This is a genomic window from Hydrogenophaga sp. (assembly GCF_050250835.1).
Lineage (GTDB): Bacteria > Pseudomonadota > Gammaproteobacteria > Burkholderiales > Burkholderiaceae_C > Hydrogenophaga.
Genome location: NZ_JBFWNX010000001.1, coordinates 412403 through 427564, shown reverse-complemented (window position 1 = coordinate 427564; position 15162 = coordinate 412403). Strand labels below are relative to the sequence as shown.

The following is a 15162-nucleotide window of genomic DNA, read 5'->3' as shown; positions in this document are numbered from 1 at the left end:
CCCTCCGAGCTTGGGGTGGATTGAACGAACCGCGGTCGATTCTCACACAGCACCTGCTGGCAGGACAGGCGCCTCTCGTGCGCCATCGAACTTGTCCTGCAATACTCCAGTCGGCTACCCCGGCAAGCCCGGAAACGCCTCTGGCGCTCCAGTACAATGCCGGGTTGTCCCTAGTGTTCCGACCGTACCTCATTGAAAGATCCCCATGAGTGAAGCAACCGCTGGCGCGACCGTCGATCGCAGCCGCCGAACCTGGCTGATCACCTCCTGCGCCATGGGTGGCGTTGGCGCAGCCGCCGTCGCCGTGCCCTTTGTGAGCACGTTCCAGCCTTCCGAGCGTGCCAGGGCCGCTGGTGCAGCGGTCGAGGTGGACATCTCGGGCATTCAACCCGGTGAGAAGATCGTCGTCGAATGGCGCGGCAAGCCCGTCTGGATCCTGCGTCGCACCCCTGAACAACTCGCTGCGCTCGAAACGATCGAGGCCGATCTGGCAGACCCGAACTCCCTGCGCACCGCGTTCCCCACGCCCGAGTACGCGAAGAACCGCCATCGCTCCATCAAACCCGAATACCTCGTCACGGTGGGCATCTGCACCCACCTCGGCTGCTCCCCCGGCGACAAGCTCACCCCCGGCCCCCAGCCCTCGCTGCCCGACAACTGGAAAGGCGGCTTTCTTTGCGCCTGTCACGGCTCCACCTTCGACGTGGCGGGCCGCGTGTTCAAGAACAAGCCCGCTCCCGACAACCTGGAAGTGCCGCCGCACTATTACCTGTCCGACACCACCTTGCTGGTCGGTGAAGAAAAACAGGCCTGAGCACTGCGGCGCTCACAGACAACGGACCAAGAAGGCATCCCATGGCTGAATTCAAAGAAATCTCCCCCGACGCACCGATCGGTCAGAAAGCCCTGAACTGGATCGACAACCGGTTCCCGCTTTCCAAGCTCTACAACGAGCACCTGGCGGAATACTACGCACCGAAGAACTTCAACTTTTGGTACTTCTTCGGCTCGCTCGCGCTGCTGGTGCTGGTGATCCAGATCGTCACGGGCATCTTTCTGGTCATGCACTACAAGCCCGACGCCGCACTGGCCTTTGCATCGGTCGAGTACATCATGCGGGACGTGCCCTGGGGCTGGTTGATCCGCTACATGCACTCCACCGGCGCCTCGGCCTTTTTCGTCGTGGTTTACCTGCACATGTTCCGTGGCCTGCTCTACGGCAGCTACCGCAAACCGCGCGAACTCGTCTGGGTCTTCGGTTGCGCGATCTTCCTCTGTCTCATGGCCGAAGCCTTCATGGGCTACCTGCTGCCATGGGGCCAGATGTCTTACTGGGGCGCCCAGGTGATCGTGAACCTGTTCGCCGCGATTCCCTTCGTCGGCCCCGACCTTGCCCTGCTGATCCGTGGCGATTACGTGGTGGGCGACGCCACGCTCAACCGCTTCTTCAGCTTCCACGTGATTGCCGTGCCTCTGGTGCTCCTCGGGCTGGTGGTGGCGCACATCATCGCGCTGCACGAAGTCGGCTCCAACAACCCCGACGGCGTGGAAATCAAGGCCAAGAAGGATGCTTCGGGCAGACCGCTGGATGGCATTCCCTTCCACCCCTACTACACGGTGCACGACCTGCTCGGCGTCACGGTGTTCCTCATGGCTTTCTCGGCCATCATCTTCTTCGCACCCGAGTTCGGCGGCTACTTCCTCGAATACAACAACTTCATCCCGGCCGATCCGCTGGTCACGCCGCTGCACATCGCACCAGTCTGGTACTTCACGCCTTTCTATTCCATGCTGCGCGCCATCACCACTGAGATGATGTACGCCCTGGTGGTGATCGTTGTCCTCGCCGCAGCCCTGGGGGCGATGAAGGCCAAGGTCTCAGGCGCGATCAAGCTCGGCATCGTCATTGCTGGGCTGGTGCTTGTGGCGCTCATGATGTCCATCGACGCGAAGTTCTGGGGTGTGGTGGCCATGGGTGGCGCGGTCATCATCCTGTTCTTCCTGCCCTGGCTCGATCACAGTCCCGTGAAGTCGATCCGGTACCGTCCAGGCTGGAACAAATGGCTTTACACGGTGTTCGTGATCAACTTCCTGATCCTGGGTTACCTGGGGGTGCTGCCACCCTCGCCAGTGGGCGAGCGTGTCTCGCAGGTGGGTACGCTGTTCTACTTCGGCTTCTTCCTCCTGATGCCCTGGTGGAGCCGCATCGGCGAGTTCAAGCCGGTGCCGGACCGCGTCACCTTCCAGCCCCACTGAACCCCACAGAGCCAATCCGGAGAGTCAAGCAAATGAAAAAAATCCTCTTGGGCTTCATGCTGGCCCTGGGCTTGTCGGGTGCAGCCCTGGCCGCCGGTGGCGGTATCCCACTGGACAAGGCGCCAAAGCGCACCAACGACATGGCGGCCCTGCAGAACGGCGCCAAACTGTTCGTCAACTACTGCCTGAGCTGCCATTCGGCCGCCTTCATGCGCTACAACCGCCTGCGCGACATCGGCTTGAACGACAAGCAGATCGGCGAAAACCTGGTTTTCGCCACCGACAAGATTGGTGACACCATGAAGGCGTCCATCGACCCTCGGCAAGCCAAGCAGTTCTTCGGTGTGAACCCGCCTGACCTCACGCTCATTGCTCGCTCGCGTTCCAGCAGCGCCGGCACTGGTGCGGACTACGTCTACACCCTGCTGCGCACCTACTACCGCGACGACACCAAGCCGACCGGTTGGAACAACCTGGCCTTTCCCAACATCGGCATGCCGCATCCGCTGTGGGAGCTTCAGGGTGAACGCCGTCCTGTGCATGAGAAGGTGATGAGCCACGGCCACGAGGTCGACAAGGTCAAAGGCTGGGACGTGGTCAAGGCCGGCACCATGAGCCAGGCCGAGTACGACAACAATGTGGGCGACCTTGTGGCGTACCTCCAGTGGATGGCAGAGCCGAATCAGAACACCCGTGTCCGTATTGGTGTCTGGGTGCTGCTGTTCCTCGCCGCCTTCACCGTCGTGGCCTGGCGCCTGAACGCATCGTTCTGGAAAGACGTCAAGTAAGTCGTTGATCTGGCGGTTCGGTCGTCGAGCCGTACCGCCCGTCCCACAGTGGTTTGCAGTGCCTCAAGGCATGGAAGCAAGCCACTGTTTTTGCTTTAAGGAGACACCCTCATGATGGTCTTGTATTCGGGTACCACCTGCCCCTATTCCCACCGTTGCCGCTTCGTGCTGTTTGAAAAAGGCATGGATTTCGAGATCCGGGACGTGGACCTCTACAACAAGCCCGAGGACATCAGCGTGATGAATCCGTACGGTCAGGTGCCCATCCTGGTCGAGCGCGATCTGATCCTGTACGAGTCGAACATCATCAATGAGTACATCGACGAGCGCTTCCCTCATCCCCAACTGATGCCGGGCGACCCTGTGGATCGCGCGCGCGTTCGCCTGTTCCTGCTCAACTTCGAGAAGGAGCTGTTCACGCACGTCTCCATGCTTGAATCGCGCAGCAGCAAGGGAAATGAAAAGGCGCTCGAAAAGGCCCGCTCGCACATTCGCGACCGTCTCACCCAGCTGGCACCGGTGTTTCTCAAGAACAAGTTCATGCTCGGCGACAACTTCTCGATGCTGGACGTGGCAATCGCCCCGTTGCTCTGGCGCCTGGACTTCTATGGCATCGAGCTCAGCAAGAATGCGGCGCCGTTGCTCAAGTATGCCGAACGAATCTTCTCGCGCCCAGCCTACATCGAGGCGCTCACGCCCTCGGAAAAGGTGATGCGCAAGTAAGCGGCCGCCGCCCGCGCAGTCCATGAGTTCTTTCGAAGCGGAAGTCCCGTCCACGCGGCCCTACCTGATTCGTGCGCTGCACGAATGGTGTGCCGACAACGGGTTCTCACCCTACATCGCCGTGCAGGTCGATGCGTCGGTGCGGGTGCCCATGGAGTTTGTCAAGAATGGCGAGATCGTCCTGAATGTGAGCATGGATGCCACCAGTGCGCTCAGGCTGGGCAATGAGTTCATTGAATTCAAGGCCCGGTTTGGGGGCGTGGCACGCGAGATCGTGGTTCCAGTCAGCCATGTCATTGCTATTTACGCCCGTGAAAATGGGCAAGGCATGGCATTTCCCGCTCCTGCTCCATCCTCCCTGGCAGCAGCGTCGCCCGGTCAGCCCACCCAAGCGAACGAGCAGGCTACCGGGGGAAAGCCCGATGCGATGGCCGATGTTTCTCGCAATGTTCCATTGAGAGCCGTCCCCAGCGATTCGTCTACCCCGGATGCGGGTGAGCCGCCATCGCCGCCGCCCAAGGGCCCGGACCGGCCTGGCGGCAGGCCTCAGCTCAAGCGGGTCAAGTAAAATTACCGACCCTGCGCCGCTTTAGCTCAGTTGGTAGAGCAATCGCCTTGTAAGCGATAGGTCGTCTGTTCGAGTCAGACAAGCGGCACCAAGGTTTACTGCATGCCCGCCTGGGCGCCTCGGTGACGCGCTCATCGCCCCGGCGTTTGGACTTTGATACGGATTGCGTTAACCTGCGCACCCCTTTGGGTCAAAGTTTGTTGCAGCGCAGGCAGCAACTGCCTCAGTTTGGTGGAAGCGGAGGCGCTGGCCACCAGAAGGCACCACTCCTGATCTTGCAGCGGCCCGGCCAACACAAGCGGGCGAAGTTTTTGGGGGATCAGGTGTTGCACCTGGTCCAGGCACCATTGGGATTCGCGGATGCGTTCCCGCAATGCAGAAAGTGTAGGCGCCGCCCCCGCTGCCTGTTCGAGGCTGAGCATGGTAGCGCTTCGTGGGACGGTGGACATGCGATGGCGGATGCCCGGCTCGGTACGGGTTCCAGGAAAGGTGAAGACTTGCACATCATTATCACGGACGCCTGGCTGGCCAAGAGCCGGGCCCTCCACCTGAGTGGCCTCAAGCTCGTCGGTGCGGGCGTGCTGGCGTCAACGCTTCTGATGCTGGGTGCCATTGCTGCCTACCACTGGGTGTTTCTCGAAGGCGTGCGTCAGGGCTGGCCGGGCTTTGCCCCAGTGGCCCGGCTCGTCCACCAGGATCAGTTCAGTTCCCAGGACGCATACGTTCGCGCCAATCTGGACGCGATGGCGCGCAAGCTGGGGGAGATGCAGGCTCGCATGGTGCAGATCGACTCGCTCGGAGAGCGCGTGGCGGGCCTGGCAGGCTTGAGCCCCAGCGAACTCAAGCCCAAGCCCGGGGCCGGCGGCGCGCTGGTGGGCAGCCGGGAGCTGAGCATGGATGAGCTGATGGGCGCGCTCGACCGCGTCGATCGGAACAGCGGGTCTCGCGTGGATTGGCTGACCGTGGTGGAGTCACGGCTGTTTGACCAGAAGATCCAGCGCACCATGGTGCCGACCGAGCAACCTGTGACGGGTGTCTCGGTGGGCTCACGGTTCGGCTTCCGCATTGACCCCTTCACCGGGCGTTCTGCCTTGCACACCGGCCTGGATTTCCCGGCCGAACCTGGTACGCCCATCCTGGCGGCAGCGGGCGGTGTCGTCGTGGTTCAGGAATACCATCTAGCCTACGGCAACATGGTGGAAGTCGATCATGGAAATGACCTCATTACGCGATATGCCCACGCATCCAAGGTGCTTGTGAAGAAGGGCGACATCGTCAAGCGCGGGCAGAAGATCGCTGAAATCGGCTCCACCGGTCGCTCCACCGGGCCCCATCTGCATTTTGAAGTCTGGGTGGCCGGGGTGCCTCAGGATCCCCAGAAGTTCCTGGCGGCTGGCGAAAACGTGGCGGCGATACAGTCGCCTGCTCAGGGTCCGCGCAAGCCATGAAGCCACCTGGGTGCGCCGGGTAAAATGCGTGCTTTGCTCTTGATAGCGTTGCGTTCGACGGCATATCACAGGTAGTTTTCCTGTCTTCCCTGGTTCGCTCGGGCTTGCAAGAGCCCTCCTCAATTCATCTGTCTGCCCGGAATCCGCGAGGGTACCCGGCGCAGGCCCGCACGTATGGCCACAACCTTTCTCACCAAGATCTTCGGTAGCCGCAATGACCGCCTGCTCAAGACCTACCGCAAGACGGTCGAACGCATCAATGCGCTGGAGCCGAAGTACGAGAAGCTGAACGACGATGAACTGCGTGCCCAGACGGATGCTTTCAAGCAGCGCCTAAGCCAGGGCGAGGCGCTCGAAGCCATCCTGCCCGAGGCCTTTGCGGTCGTGCGCGAGGCAAGCAAACGGGTGATGAAGATGCGTCATTTCGACGTGCAGCTCGTCGGTGGTCTGGCTTTGCACCATGGCAAGGTTGCCGAGATGCGCACAGGCGAAGGCAAGACGCTGACCGCCACGCTGCCGGTCTACCTGAATGCTTTGACGGGCAAGGGCGTTCATGTGGTCACGGTCAACGATTACCTGGCCAGCCGCGACGCGCAGTGGATGGGTCGGCTCTACAGCTTCCTCGGCCTCACCGTCGGCATCAACCTGCCGCAGGCGCCGCGCGACGAAAAGCAGGCAGCCTACCGTTGTGACATCACGTACGGTACCAACAACGAGTACGGCTTCGACTACCTGCGCGACAACATGGTGTACGAGTCGGTCGACCGCGTGCAACGCGGCCTGAACTACGCCATCGTCGACGAAGTGGACTCGATCCTGATCGACGAGGCTCGCACACCGCTGATCATCAGCGGACAGGCTGAGGACCAGACCCAGGTCTACCTCGCCATCAAGCAACTGGTGCCTCACCTTGTTCGCCAGGAAGGCGAGGCCGATCCTCGCACCGGTGAAGGTGTCATCAAGCCCGGCGATTTCACGGTGGACGAGAAGGCGCACTCCATCCACATGACCGAACAAGGTCATGAGAATGCCGAGCGTCTGCTGAGTCAGGCCGGTCTGCTGCCTGAAGGCGCCTCGCTCTACGATCCCGCCAATATCGCGCTGCTGCACCATCTGGTGACTTCGCTCAAGGCACACCACCTCTATCACCGCGACCAGCACTACGTGAACCAGGGTGGCGAGATCGTGATCGTCGACGAGTTCACCGGACGGCTCATGTCGGGCCGCCGCTGGAGCGATGGCCTGCACCAGGCCGTTGAAGCCAAGGAAGGTGTGGCGATCCAGCCGGAGAACCAGACGCTGGCCTCCATCACCTTCCAGAACTACTTCCGTCTCTACGGCAAGCTGGCGGGCATGACCGGAACGGCCGACACCGAGGCCTACGAGTTCCAGGAAATCTACGGCCTGGAGACGGTGGTGATCCCGCCGAACCGGCCCAGCAAGCGCAGCGATCAACTCGACCGCGTGTACAAGACCACCAAGGAAAAGTACGTCGCGGCCATCGAGGACATCCGTGAATGCCACGAGCGCGGCCAGCCAGTCTTGGTGGGCACGTCGTCGATCGAGAACTCCGAAATCATCGCCAACCTGCTGCAGGCCGAGAAACTTCCCCATGAAGTGCTCAACGCCAAACAGCACGCCCGCGAGGCAGACATCATCATCCAGGCCGGCCGCCCTGGGGCGATCACCATCGCCACCAACATGGCCGGCCGCGGCACCGACATCGTGCTTGGTGGCAACCTGGAAAAGATGGTCGATGCAGTGCAGAATGACCCGGCGCTCGTTGATGCCTCCAAGGCGAACCGCATCGAAAGCCTGCGTTCCCAGTGGCAGCAGGATCACGAAAAGGTCAAAGCGCTCGGAGGCCTGCGCATCATCGCCACCGAACGCCACGAGTCACGCCGCATCGACAATCAGTTGCGTGGCCGCTCTGGCCGCCAGGGTGATCCCGGTTCTTCGCGCTTCTACCTCAGCCTGGACGATTCGCTGATGCGCATCTTCGCCGGCGACCGCGTACGAGCCATCATGGACCGGCTCAAGATGCCCGAGGGCGAGGCCATCGAGGCTGGCATCGTCACTCGCAGCATTGAAAGTGCCCAACGCAAGGTCGAGGCGCGCAACTTTGACATTCGCAAACAGCTGCTGGAATACGACGACGTCTCCAACGATCAGCGCAAGGTCATCTACCAGCAGCGCAACGACATCCTGGATGCCAGCTCGCTGCGCGCGCAGATCGACTCGCTGCGCGATGGCTGCTTCACCGACCTCGTGCATCAGCACGTGCCCGAAGGCAGCGTGGAAGAGCAATGGGATCTTCCCGCGCTGGAGCGGACGTTGAAAGAGGATTGGGCGGTGGACGCGCCAGTGACCACCTGGGTGTCCGATGCCGAAGCGATTGACGTGGAGGAGATCGTCGAGCGTGTGCTCGCTGCCGCCAAAACGGCGTTTGACACCAAGGTGCAGCTCGTGGGAGAGGAGAATTTCACCCAGTTCGAGCGCGTGGTGCTGCTGCAGAACATCGACAGCCAGTGGCGCGAACATCTCTCGGCGCTGGACTACTTGCGCCAAGGCATCCACTTGCGGGGCTACGCGCAGAAGCAACCCAAACAGGAGTACAAGCGCGAAGCCTTCGTGTTGTTCGGCCAGTTGCTTGACAGTGTGAAGAACGACGTGACACGCATCCTGATGAACGTGCGCGTGCAATCGGCCGAGCAGATGGCCGAGGCGGCGGAGAAGCTCGAGGAGCGTGCCGAGCAGATCGGCAACGTGACCTACACCGCCCCCACCGAAACGGGTGAGGTGGAGAGCGTAGCGCAGGCGCCCTCTGCCAGCGGCGCGCGTGCCACTGGAGCGATGCCCCGGGTTGGGCGCAACGACCCCTGCCCTTGCGGCAGTGGCAAGAAGTTCAAGCACTGCCACGGCAAGCTGGACTGAGGCGAGGTTAAGGCGCGCTCGCGAGAGCTTCGGTCGAGCGAGAGACACCCAGTTTCCACAGACGGAGTATTCATGCCGGTTCTTCTTGAAACACCTACGGCTTCCGACCTGCTGCCCATTGCAGGTGTGCGCATAGGTGTCACCCAGGCGGGCATCCGCAAGGTCGGGCGCAGGGACCTCACGGTCTTTTTGCTCGACGAAGGCTGTGCTGTAGGCGCGGTGTTCACGCGCAACCGGTATGCCGCCGCGCCGGTCCAGGTGTGCCGCGATCACTTGGCCTCGGGCCAGGCGATTCGTGCGATGGTGATCAACACCGGCAATGCCAACGCGGGCACGGGTGAACCAGGGCTGGCTGCGGCGCGCCAGACCTGCACGGCGCTGGCGCGATCGCTGGGACTTCACCATGAGCAGGTGCTGCCCTTTTCCACCGGTGTGATCATGGAGCCGCTGCCGTTGGATCGCCTGCTCGCCGGCCTGCCCCAGGCCCTGGCCGATGCCGCCCAAACGCAGAACGAGACGGGCGAGCAGTGGCTTTCGGCCGCTCAGGGCATCATGACCACCGACACCTTGCCCAAGGCGTACAGCCAGCGCTTTGAGCTCGATGGTCACAACGTCTGTGCAACGGGCATTGCCAAGGGTGCAGGCATGATTCGGCCCAACATGGCCACCATGCTGGGCTTTCTCGCCACGGATGCCAACGTGTCGCCTGCCCTGATGAACGACCTGACGCGTCGCTTGGCCGACGCCTCCTTCAACCGCGTCACGGTCGATGGTGACACCAGCACCAACGATTCCTTCGTGGTGGTGGCCACGGGACGTGCGGGCCACGCACCCGTTACCGACCTCGACAGTGCTGCAGGTCGGGCGCTGCTCGCCGCGCTCACGCCAGTGGCGCAGCTGCTGGCGCACGCCATCGTGCGCGATGGCGAAGGTGCCACGAAGTTCATCACCATCCGGGTCGAAGGTGGACGCGATGCCGCGGAGTGCCTCAAGGCTGCCTACGCGGTGGCGCATTCGCCTTTGGTCAAGACCGCCTTCTTCGCCAGCGACCCCAATCTGGGGCGCATTCTGGCGGCCGTAGGGTACGCGGGCATCGACGATCTGGACGTCAACACGATCGATCTGCATCTGGGCGATGTGCATGTGGTGAGCGCGGGCGGACGCCACCCGGAGTACCGCGAGGAAGATGGGCAGCGTGTCATGAAACAGGCCGAGATCCTGGTGCGAATCGGTCTGGGCCGTGGCCATGTCACTGAGACCGTGTGGACCTGCGACTTCAGCCACGACTACGTCACCATCAACGCGGACTATCGATCCTGATGCGCACGCCATGAACGAGCATTTCGAGCACCTGCTGAAGCGAGCCGAGCAACTCATCTCGCGCATTGAGGCGGTGTTGCCCCAACCTCTATCTGCACCAGACTGGTCGCAGGCGGTGGCCTGGCGCTACCGCAAGCGCAGCAGTGGCCATGGCGTGCTGGAGCCGGTGCGCCATGTGGGGGCGATGGACCTGGCCGATCTCAAGGAGGTGGATGGCCAGAAGGAGAAGATCCGGCGCAACACCGAACAGTTCGTGAAGCGTTTGCCGGCCAACAACGTGTTGCTCACCGGCGCGCGCGGTACCGGCAAGTCCTCGCTGGTGCGGGCTTGCCTCAACGAATATGCGCCTCAGGGATTGCGGCTCATCGAAGTCGACAAGTCCGATCTGGTGGATCTCCCTGACATCGTGGACGTGGTGGCCGATCGACAAGAGCGCTTCATCGTGTTCTGCGACGACTTGAGCTTCGAAGACGGCGAGCCCGGTTACAAGGCGCTCAAATCCATCCTGGATGGCTCGGTGTCTGCCGCCAGTCCCAACGTGCTGATTTATGCCACCAGCAACCGCCGCCACCTGCTGCCCGAGTACATGAAGGAAAACCTTACCTACACCCACACGCCCGAGGGTGAGGTGCATCCAGGTGAGGTGGTGGAGGAAAAGATCTCTCTCTCCGAACGCTTCGGTCTGTGGGTGAGCTTCTACCCCTTCAGCCAGGACGAGTACCTCACCATCGTGGCGCAGTGGCTTTCGTCCCTGGGCGTGGCCAGCGCCGAGATTGAAGCTGCGCGCCCTCAGGCACTGGTGTGGGCGCTGGAGCGCGGGTCGCGCAGTGGACGTGTGGCCTACCAGTTTGCCCGCGACTATGCGGGTACCCACGGTCGGGGTGCATGAGCGCCGCGCCGGGTCGCCCCCAGGCTAGCTCACACCGCAGCCCGGGGGGCGAAGGCACGTCTTTGCGCGGGCCTACGCTTGTGGTCGATCCGGACCGCGATCATCCACGGCCGAACGACCGTGCGGAGGTCGATGTGGCCGTGGGCGTGCTGATCAATGACGCAGGCGCCTTTCTTCTCACGAGCCGTCCCTCTGGCAAGGTGTACGCTGGCTATTGGGAGTTTCCGGGTGGCAAGCTGGAGGCGGGAGAAACGGTGGAGCAGGCGCTGCGCCGGGAGCTCCAGGAAGAGATCGGAGTGACCATCGGCCGCGCGCAGCTCTGGCGTGAATCGCTGGTGGACTACCCGCATGCCCTCGTGCGCCTGCATTTCTGCAAGGTTCACGAATGGACGGGTGAACTGCAAATGCGCGAGGGGCAGCAGTTTGTGTGGGAACACCTTCCCGTGCGGTGTGCGCCCGTGTTGCCGGGTACGGTGCCGGTGCTGGAGTGGCTGGCGGTCGAATCGCCTGCATGAAGCACTGCGTCAGCTCTGCTCGAATCCGGGATCGCTCTGGCCTTCCTTTTCTGGCAGCTTGAAGCTCTCGCTGGCCCACGCACCGAGGTCCATCTGCTTGCAACGCTCGCTGCAGAAGGGCCGATAGAGATTCTGCGGAGCATAGACACTGGGGCCACCGCATCCGGGGCATTTCACGGTCTTCATCGGGGTGCCGGTCGCACTCGAGTCCATGGCTGACCTCAGGCGCAGAGGGTCAGTTCGAACGCCGCATCTTCCTGCGCCGAGTGAAGCCGGTCATCGTCTCCATGTCGCATCAGGCGCACCGAAAGCATGAGGCGATTGCCGCTGATCTCTGGAATCAGGCCGAGCGAGGGGTCGATGCGCAGCCGCAGCAGCTGGAACGTGCGTCCTTGGGGCAGGGTGAGCTGGAACAGGCCACCTGGCGCCACCACCTTCTGAGCCGAGCCCGAGTCGCGCAGCATCTTGAGCAACAGCACGATGGCCTCTGCCAGGGGCGAGAGGGGCACGGTCCAGCGGTGCAGATCTGCCTGTCGAGCCTCGACGCTCTGGTGCTGCCAGTGGTAGTAAGCGGGCAGATCGAACTCGCAGGTACCGCCCGGGATGCCGATGCGGCTGCGAATGCTCATCAGCCAGTCGTTCTCGGTCAGCGACTGACCTGTCTTGCCGGCGAGCTGGCTGAGCTGGGTGAAGCAATCGTCGAGTTGCTGGATCACACCGTCAAGCACTTCCTCGGCGATCATCGGGTTGCCGCGGTACCCCGCGAGTTGCTGCTTGTGCCGGTCGATGTCCTTGAGCACGTCCGACTTCATGTCAGCGCGCGCAGCGACATCCATGATCTCAAAAATGGTCTGGAGGGCGTAATGATGGTCGAGCGGGTGGGTGCGGGGCACCAGTTCCACCAGACGCCTGAACAGCTGCTCAAGCCGCAGATAGGTGCGGATGCGTTCGTTGAAGGGGTAGTCGTACAGGATCACAGCGGCGAATAGGCGCGGGGTGGAGCGGCGGGCGGAGCTTCATCATAGCCCGAACCGACGGGCCAGCGCCTCTGCCGCTGCTTGCAGGTCGGTCATATCGTCGGTGTCGTTGTACACCACCGCATCGGCAGCCTTGAGCCGCTTCAACCGAGGGCATTGGCTTTGCATGACGGCTTCAATGGTTTCCAGTGGCCAGCCGTTGCGCTGTTGCACGCGCCGAATCTGCGTCGCTGGCGAGCAGTCCACCACCAGTACGCGATCGAGCTGGGGACGCCAATGCGGCGATTCCACCAGCAAAGGGACGTCGAACACGATGCAGGGCGAAGAGCACGCCGCGGCCTGGCGCTGAATCTCCGCGCTCACCAGTGGATGCACGATGCGCTCCAGTGCATGGCGTGCCTCGGGGTGAGCGAACACGTGATCGCGCATGCGCTGGCGGTCAAGAGCGCCGTCGGGCTGGATGAACTCTGGACCGAACGCCCGGGCGATCGCTGGAATTGCTGCGCCAGAGGCGGACGTGCTCTCGCGCGAGATGGCGTCGGCATCGATCATGCCGGCGCCGTGCGATTGCAGCAGCCGCGCCAACGTGCTCTTGCCACTGCCGATGCCACCAGTGAGGCCCAGTCGCCACGCGGGACCGGTGCGCTGCAGAGCATTCACAGGCCGACGGCGGCCAGCATGGCCGAGGGTCCAAGCACCATGGTTGTGAGGCCCGCCAGTGCGAGGAAGGGACCAAAAGGAACGTAGCCACCTTCGCGCAGCCGCCCCAGGAGTTTGATGCCGATGCCGACCACCGCACCCAGCACCGAAGCCATCAGAATCACAGGCAACAGCGCCTGCCAGCCGAACCAGGCACCGAAGGCAGCGAAGAGCTTGAAGTCGCCATAGCCCATGCCTTCCTTGCCGGTCAACAGCTTGAAGCCCCAGTAGACCAGCCAAAGCGAAAGGTAGCCAGTCACCGCACCCCAGAGAGCGCTGGCCAGCGGTATGCCCGTCAGGCCCAGTGCCGCGCCACAGAGGCCTGCCCATACCAGCGGCAGGGTGATGTCGTCGGGCAGCAGCGTGGTGTCCCAGTCGATGAAAGCCAGAGCCAACACAGCAGCGGAAAACCCGCACCAGGCCAGTGCAGACCAACTGGCACCCCAATACCAGCCGCACCAAGCGAACAGGGCGGCACTGATCAGCTCGATCGCCGGATACCGAAAACCGATGGGCGACTTGCATTGGCTGCACTTGGCGCCGAGCGCGAGGTAGCTGAGCACCGGGATGTTCTCGAACCACCGGATGCAGTGACCGCAATGTGGACAGCGCGAGCGAGGCACCATGAGGTTGTAGGGCTCGGTAGACGGTGCAGGCGCCGGCGCCGGCGCAGCTTCAGCGGAATGCAGTTCGGCGCAATCTGCGGCCCAGCGTGCCTCCATCATTCGAGGCAACCGATGGATCACCACGTTCAGAAAACTGCCCACCAGCAAGCCCAGCAGGCCCAGCAGCGCCGCCGCGGGCGCCCCTCCCGCGAGCATCAAACCACCTGGCCCAGCTTGAAGATGGGGAGGTACATCGAGACCACGATGCCGCCGATGACGGTACCCAGTACGACGATGATGATGGGCTCCATGAGGCTGGAAATGCCGGCCACCATATCATCGACTTCGGCCTCGTAGAAATCGGCCGCTTTGCCCAGCATGTGGTCGATGGAGCCCGACTCCTCGCCAATGGCGCACATCTGAAGCACCATGGAGGGGAAGATGTTGGCGTTCGTCATCGCGTTGGTCAGGCTTGTTCCGGTAGACACTTCCTGCTGGATTCTCTCCGTGGCAATGGCATACAGGGAATTGCCGGAGGCGCCTCCCACCGAGTCGAGCGCCTCCACCAGCGGGACGCCAGCAGCGAACATCGTCGAGAGGGTGCGCGTCCAGCGAGCAACCACGGATTTTTCAATCAGCGGGCCGAAGATAGGCAGCTTGAGCAACAGGCGGTCCATGAAACGCTGAACCTTCTCATTTCGCTTCCAGGCCTGCATGAAGAAATACGCGCCACCTCCGAGCCCGCCGAAAATCAGCCACCAATACTCCGTGAAAAACTCGCTCATGGCGATCACGAACAAGGTTGGACCCGGCAGGTCGGCGCCAAAGGAGGTGAACACCTCCTTGAACGAAGGAATCACGAAGATCATGATCACGGCCACGACCACGAAAGCCACGATGACCACCGCGATCGGGTACATCAGAGCCGACTTGATCTTCGACTTGAGCGCCTCGGTTTTCTCCATGTAGGTCGCCAGACGGTCCAGCAACTCCTCCAGAATACCGGCTGCTTCTCCGGCCTCGACGAGGTTGCAATAGAGGCTGTCGAAGTACAGCGGGTTCTTGCGAAAGGCCGCACTGAGCGAGGTTCCCGTCTCGACGTCTGCGCGGATGTCGTTGAGCAGCTTGGTCACGCTCGGGTTGGGGTTGCCCCGGCCGACGATGTCGAAAGCCTGCAGGAGCGGCACGCCGGCCTTCATCATGGTGGCGAGCTGACGCGTGAAGATCGCGATGTCTTTGGGCTTGATGCGCTTGCCGGAACTCGTGCGACGCTTCTTCACTTTGCCCGGCACAATGCCTTGGCGCCGCAACGCCGCGAGCACCTGGTTCTCACCAGAGGCGCGAGTTTCTCCACGAACTGTCTTGCCGTTGCGGTCTTTGCCTTCCCACTCGAAGACGATGTCCTTGATGCTCTTGGATACTGCGGTTGCCATGGGGTCC

General features: G+C 62.4%; 16 protein-coding genes and 1 tRNA gene. 11 read left to right on the top strand and 6 right to left on the bottom strand.

Going from position 1 to position 15162, the window contains the following annotated elements; genetic code table 11:
- The first annotated feature begins 205 nt into the window (after positions 1-205).
- The 6 genes from petA (at position 206) to AB7F11_RS01980 (ending at position 4426) form a co-directional block, all read left to right on the top strand.
- Entirely contained in the window at positions 206-814 is a 609-nt protein-coding gene (petA, locus tag AB7F11_RS02005; RefSeq protein ID WP_428288232.1) for a ubiquinol-cytochrome c reductase iron-sulfur subunit, read from the top strand.
- Between the two features lie 41 nt (positions 815-855).
- Positions 856-2256: a cytochrome b gene (locus tag AB7F11_RS02000; protein WP_428288233.1), complete on the top strand. Its 1401-nt coding sequence runs from the start codon at positions 856-858 to the stop codon at positions 2254-2256.
- Between the two features lie 32 nt (positions 2257-2288).
- Positions 2289-3044, top strand: a complete 756-nt coding sequence (locus tag AB7F11_RS01995; RefSeq protein ID WP_428288234.1) for a cytochrome c1 — start codon at positions 2289-2291, stop codon at positions 3042-3044.
- 111 nt (positions 3045-3155) lie between these two features.
- Positions 3156-3767 carry a glutathione S-transferase N-terminal domain-containing protein gene (locus tag AB7F11_RS01990; RefSeq protein WP_086122704.1) on the top strand — a complete coding sequence of 204 codons (612 nt, stop codon included), beginning with the start codon at positions 3156-3158 and terminating at the stop codon, positions 3765-3767.
- A 22-nt stretch (positions 3768-3789) separates the two neighbouring features.
- Positions 3790-4335 (top strand): ClpXP protease specificity-enhancing factor, encoded by a 546-nt coding sequence (locus AB7F11_RS01985; RefSeq protein ID WP_428288235.1) that lies wholly within the window; start codon positions 3790-3792, stop codon positions 4333-4335.
- A gap of 15 nt (positions 4336-4350) precedes the next feature.
- A tRNA-Thr gene (locus AB7F11_RS01980) sits at positions 4351-4426 on the top strand.
- Positions 4427-4466: 40 nt separating this feature from the next.
- Here AB7F11_RS01980 and AB7F11_RS01975 read toward each other — a convergent pair.
- The gene (locus AB7F11_RS01975) at positions 4467-4757 is read right to left on the bottom strand and encodes a hypothetical protein (protein WP_428288236.1); all 291 of its coding nucleotides are present in this window, start codon (positions 4755-4757) and stop codon (positions 4467-4469) included.
- A 75-nt stretch (positions 4758-4832) separates the two neighbouring features.
- Here AB7F11_RS01975 and AB7F11_RS01970 point away from each other — a divergent pair, with 75 nt between their 5' ends.
- The 5 genes from AB7F11_RS01970 (at position 4833) to mutT (ending at position 11441) form a co-directional block, all read left to right on the top strand.
- Positions 4833-5783 (top strand): M23 family metallopeptidase, encoded by a 951-nt coding sequence (locus tag AB7F11_RS01970; RefSeq protein ID WP_428288237.1) that lies wholly within the window; start codon positions 4833-4835, stop codon positions 5781-5783.
- Positions 5784-5957: 174 nt separating this feature from the next.
- The gene (gene secA / locus AB7F11_RS01965) at positions 5958-8717 is read left to right on the top strand and encodes a preprotein translocase subunit SecA (protein WP_428288238.1); all 2760 of its coding nucleotides are present in this window, start codon (positions 5958-5960) and stop codon (positions 8715-8717) included.
- A 72-nt stretch (positions 8718-8789) separates the two neighbouring features.
- Positions 8790-10037 carry a bifunctional glutamate N-acetyltransferase/amino-acid acetyltransferase ArgJ gene (argJ, locus tag AB7F11_RS01960; protein WP_428288239.1) on the top strand — a complete coding sequence of 416 codons (1248 nt, stop codon included), beginning with the start codon at positions 8790-8792 and terminating at the stop codon, positions 10035-10037.
- A gap of 10 nt (positions 10038-10047) precedes the next feature.
- Entirely contained in the window at positions 10048-10926 is an 879-nt protein-coding gene (locus AB7F11_RS01955) for an ATP-binding protein (protein ID WP_428288240.1), read from the top strand.
- A gap of 62 nt (positions 10927-10988) precedes the next feature.
- The gene (gene mutT, locus AB7F11_RS01950) at positions 10989-11441 is read left to right on the top strand and encodes an 8-oxo-dGTP diphosphatase MutT (RefSeq protein ID WP_428299824.1); all 453 of its coding nucleotides are present in this window, start codon (positions 10989-10991) and stop codon (positions 11439-11441) included.
- Positions 11442-11450: 9 nt separating this feature from the next.
- Here the strand turns inward: mutT and AB7F11_RS01945 are convergent, their stop codons facing one another.
- From AB7F11_RS01945 to AB7F11_RS01925, 5 genes are read right to left on the bottom strand one after another with little or no spacing between them, the layout of a single operon-like run.
- A complete protein-coding gene (locus AB7F11_RS01945; protein WP_428288241.1) occupies positions 11451-11654 on the bottom strand; it encodes a DNA gyrase inhibitor YacG in 204 nt (67 codons plus the stop codon).
- Between the two features lie 8 nt (positions 11655-11662).
- On the bottom strand, positions 11663-12418 hold the full coding sequence (gene zapD, locus AB7F11_RS01940; protein ID WP_428288242.1) for a cell division protein ZapD: 756 nt from the start codon (positions 12416-12418) through the stop codon (positions 11663-11665).
- A 42-nt stretch (positions 12419-12460) separates the two neighbouring features.
- Positions 12461-13078 carry a dephospho-CoA kinase gene (gene coaE, locus AB7F11_RS01935; protein ID WP_428288243.1) on the bottom strand — a complete coding sequence of 206 codons (618 nt, stop codon included), beginning with the start codon at positions 13076-13078 and terminating at the stop codon, positions 12461-12463.
- Positions 13075-13938, bottom strand: coding sequence for a prepilin peptidase (locus tag AB7F11_RS01930; RefSeq protein ID WP_428288244.1), 864 nt, complete (start codon positions 13936-13938; stop codon positions 13075-13077). The genes coaE and AB7F11_RS01930 overlap by 4 nt, the downstream gene beginning before the upstream one ends.
- Positions 13938-15155, bottom strand: coding sequence for a type II secretion system F family protein (locus AB7F11_RS01925; protein ID WP_428288245.1), 1218 nt, complete (start codon positions 15153-15155; stop codon positions 13938-13940). The genes AB7F11_RS01930 and AB7F11_RS01925 overlap by 1 nt, the downstream gene beginning before the upstream one ends.
- Positions 15156-15162: the final 7 nt, after the last annotated feature.

What these genes read in the sequence shown, in the direction of transcription:
- AB7F11_RS01975 (WP_428288236.1), bottom strand. Translation starts at nt 4,757, where the DNA reads ATGCTCAGCCTCGAACAGGCAGCGGGGGCGGCGCCTACACTTTCTGCA.
- AB7F11_RS02000 (WP_428288233.1), top strand. Translation starts at nt 856, where the DNA reads ATGGCTGAATTCAAAGAAATCTCCCCCGACGCACCGATCGGTCAGAAA.
- AB7F11_RS01990 (WP_086122704.1), top strand. Translation starts at nt 3,156, where the DNA reads ATGATGGTCTTGTATTCGGGTACCACCTGCCCCTATTCCCACCGTTGC.
- AB7F11_RS01985 (WP_428288235.1), top strand. Translation starts at nt 3,790, where the DNA reads ATGAGTTCTTTCGAAGCGGAAGTCCCGTCCACGCGGCCCTACCTGATT.
- AB7F11_RS01930 (WP_428288244.1), bottom strand. Translation starts at nt 13,938, where the DNA reads ATGCTCGCGGGAGGGGCGCCCGCGGCGGCGCTGCTGGGCCTGCTGGGC.
- petA (WP_428288232.1), top strand. Translation starts at nt 206, where the DNA reads ATGAGTGAAGCAACCGCTGGCGCGACCGTCGATCGCAGCCGCCGAACC.
- AB7F11_RS01955 (WP_428288240.1), top strand. Translation starts at nt 10,048, where the DNA reads ATGAACGAGCATTTCGAGCACCTGCTGAAGCGAGCCGAGCAACTCATC.
- AB7F11_RS01925 (WP_428288245.1), bottom strand. Translation starts at nt 15,155, where the DNA reads ATGGCAACCGCAGTATCCAAGAGCATCAAGGACATCGTCTTCGAGTGG.
- secA (WP_428288238.1), top strand. Translation starts at nt 5,958, where the DNA reads ATGGCCACAACCTTTCTCACCAAGATCTTCGGTAGCCGCAATGACCGC.
- AB7F11_RS01945 (WP_428288241.1), bottom strand. Translation starts at nt 11,654, where the DNA reads ATGGACTCGAGTGCGACCGGCACCCCGATGAAGACCGTGAAATGCCCC.
- argJ (WP_428288239.1), top strand. Translation starts at nt 8,790, where the DNA reads ATGCCGGTTCTTCTTGAAACACCTACGGCTTCCGACCTGCTGCCCATT.
- AB7F11_RS01995 (WP_428288234.1), top strand. Translation starts at nt 2,289, where the DNA reads ATGAAAAAAATCCTCTTGGGCTTCATGCTGGCCCTGGGCTTGTCGGGT.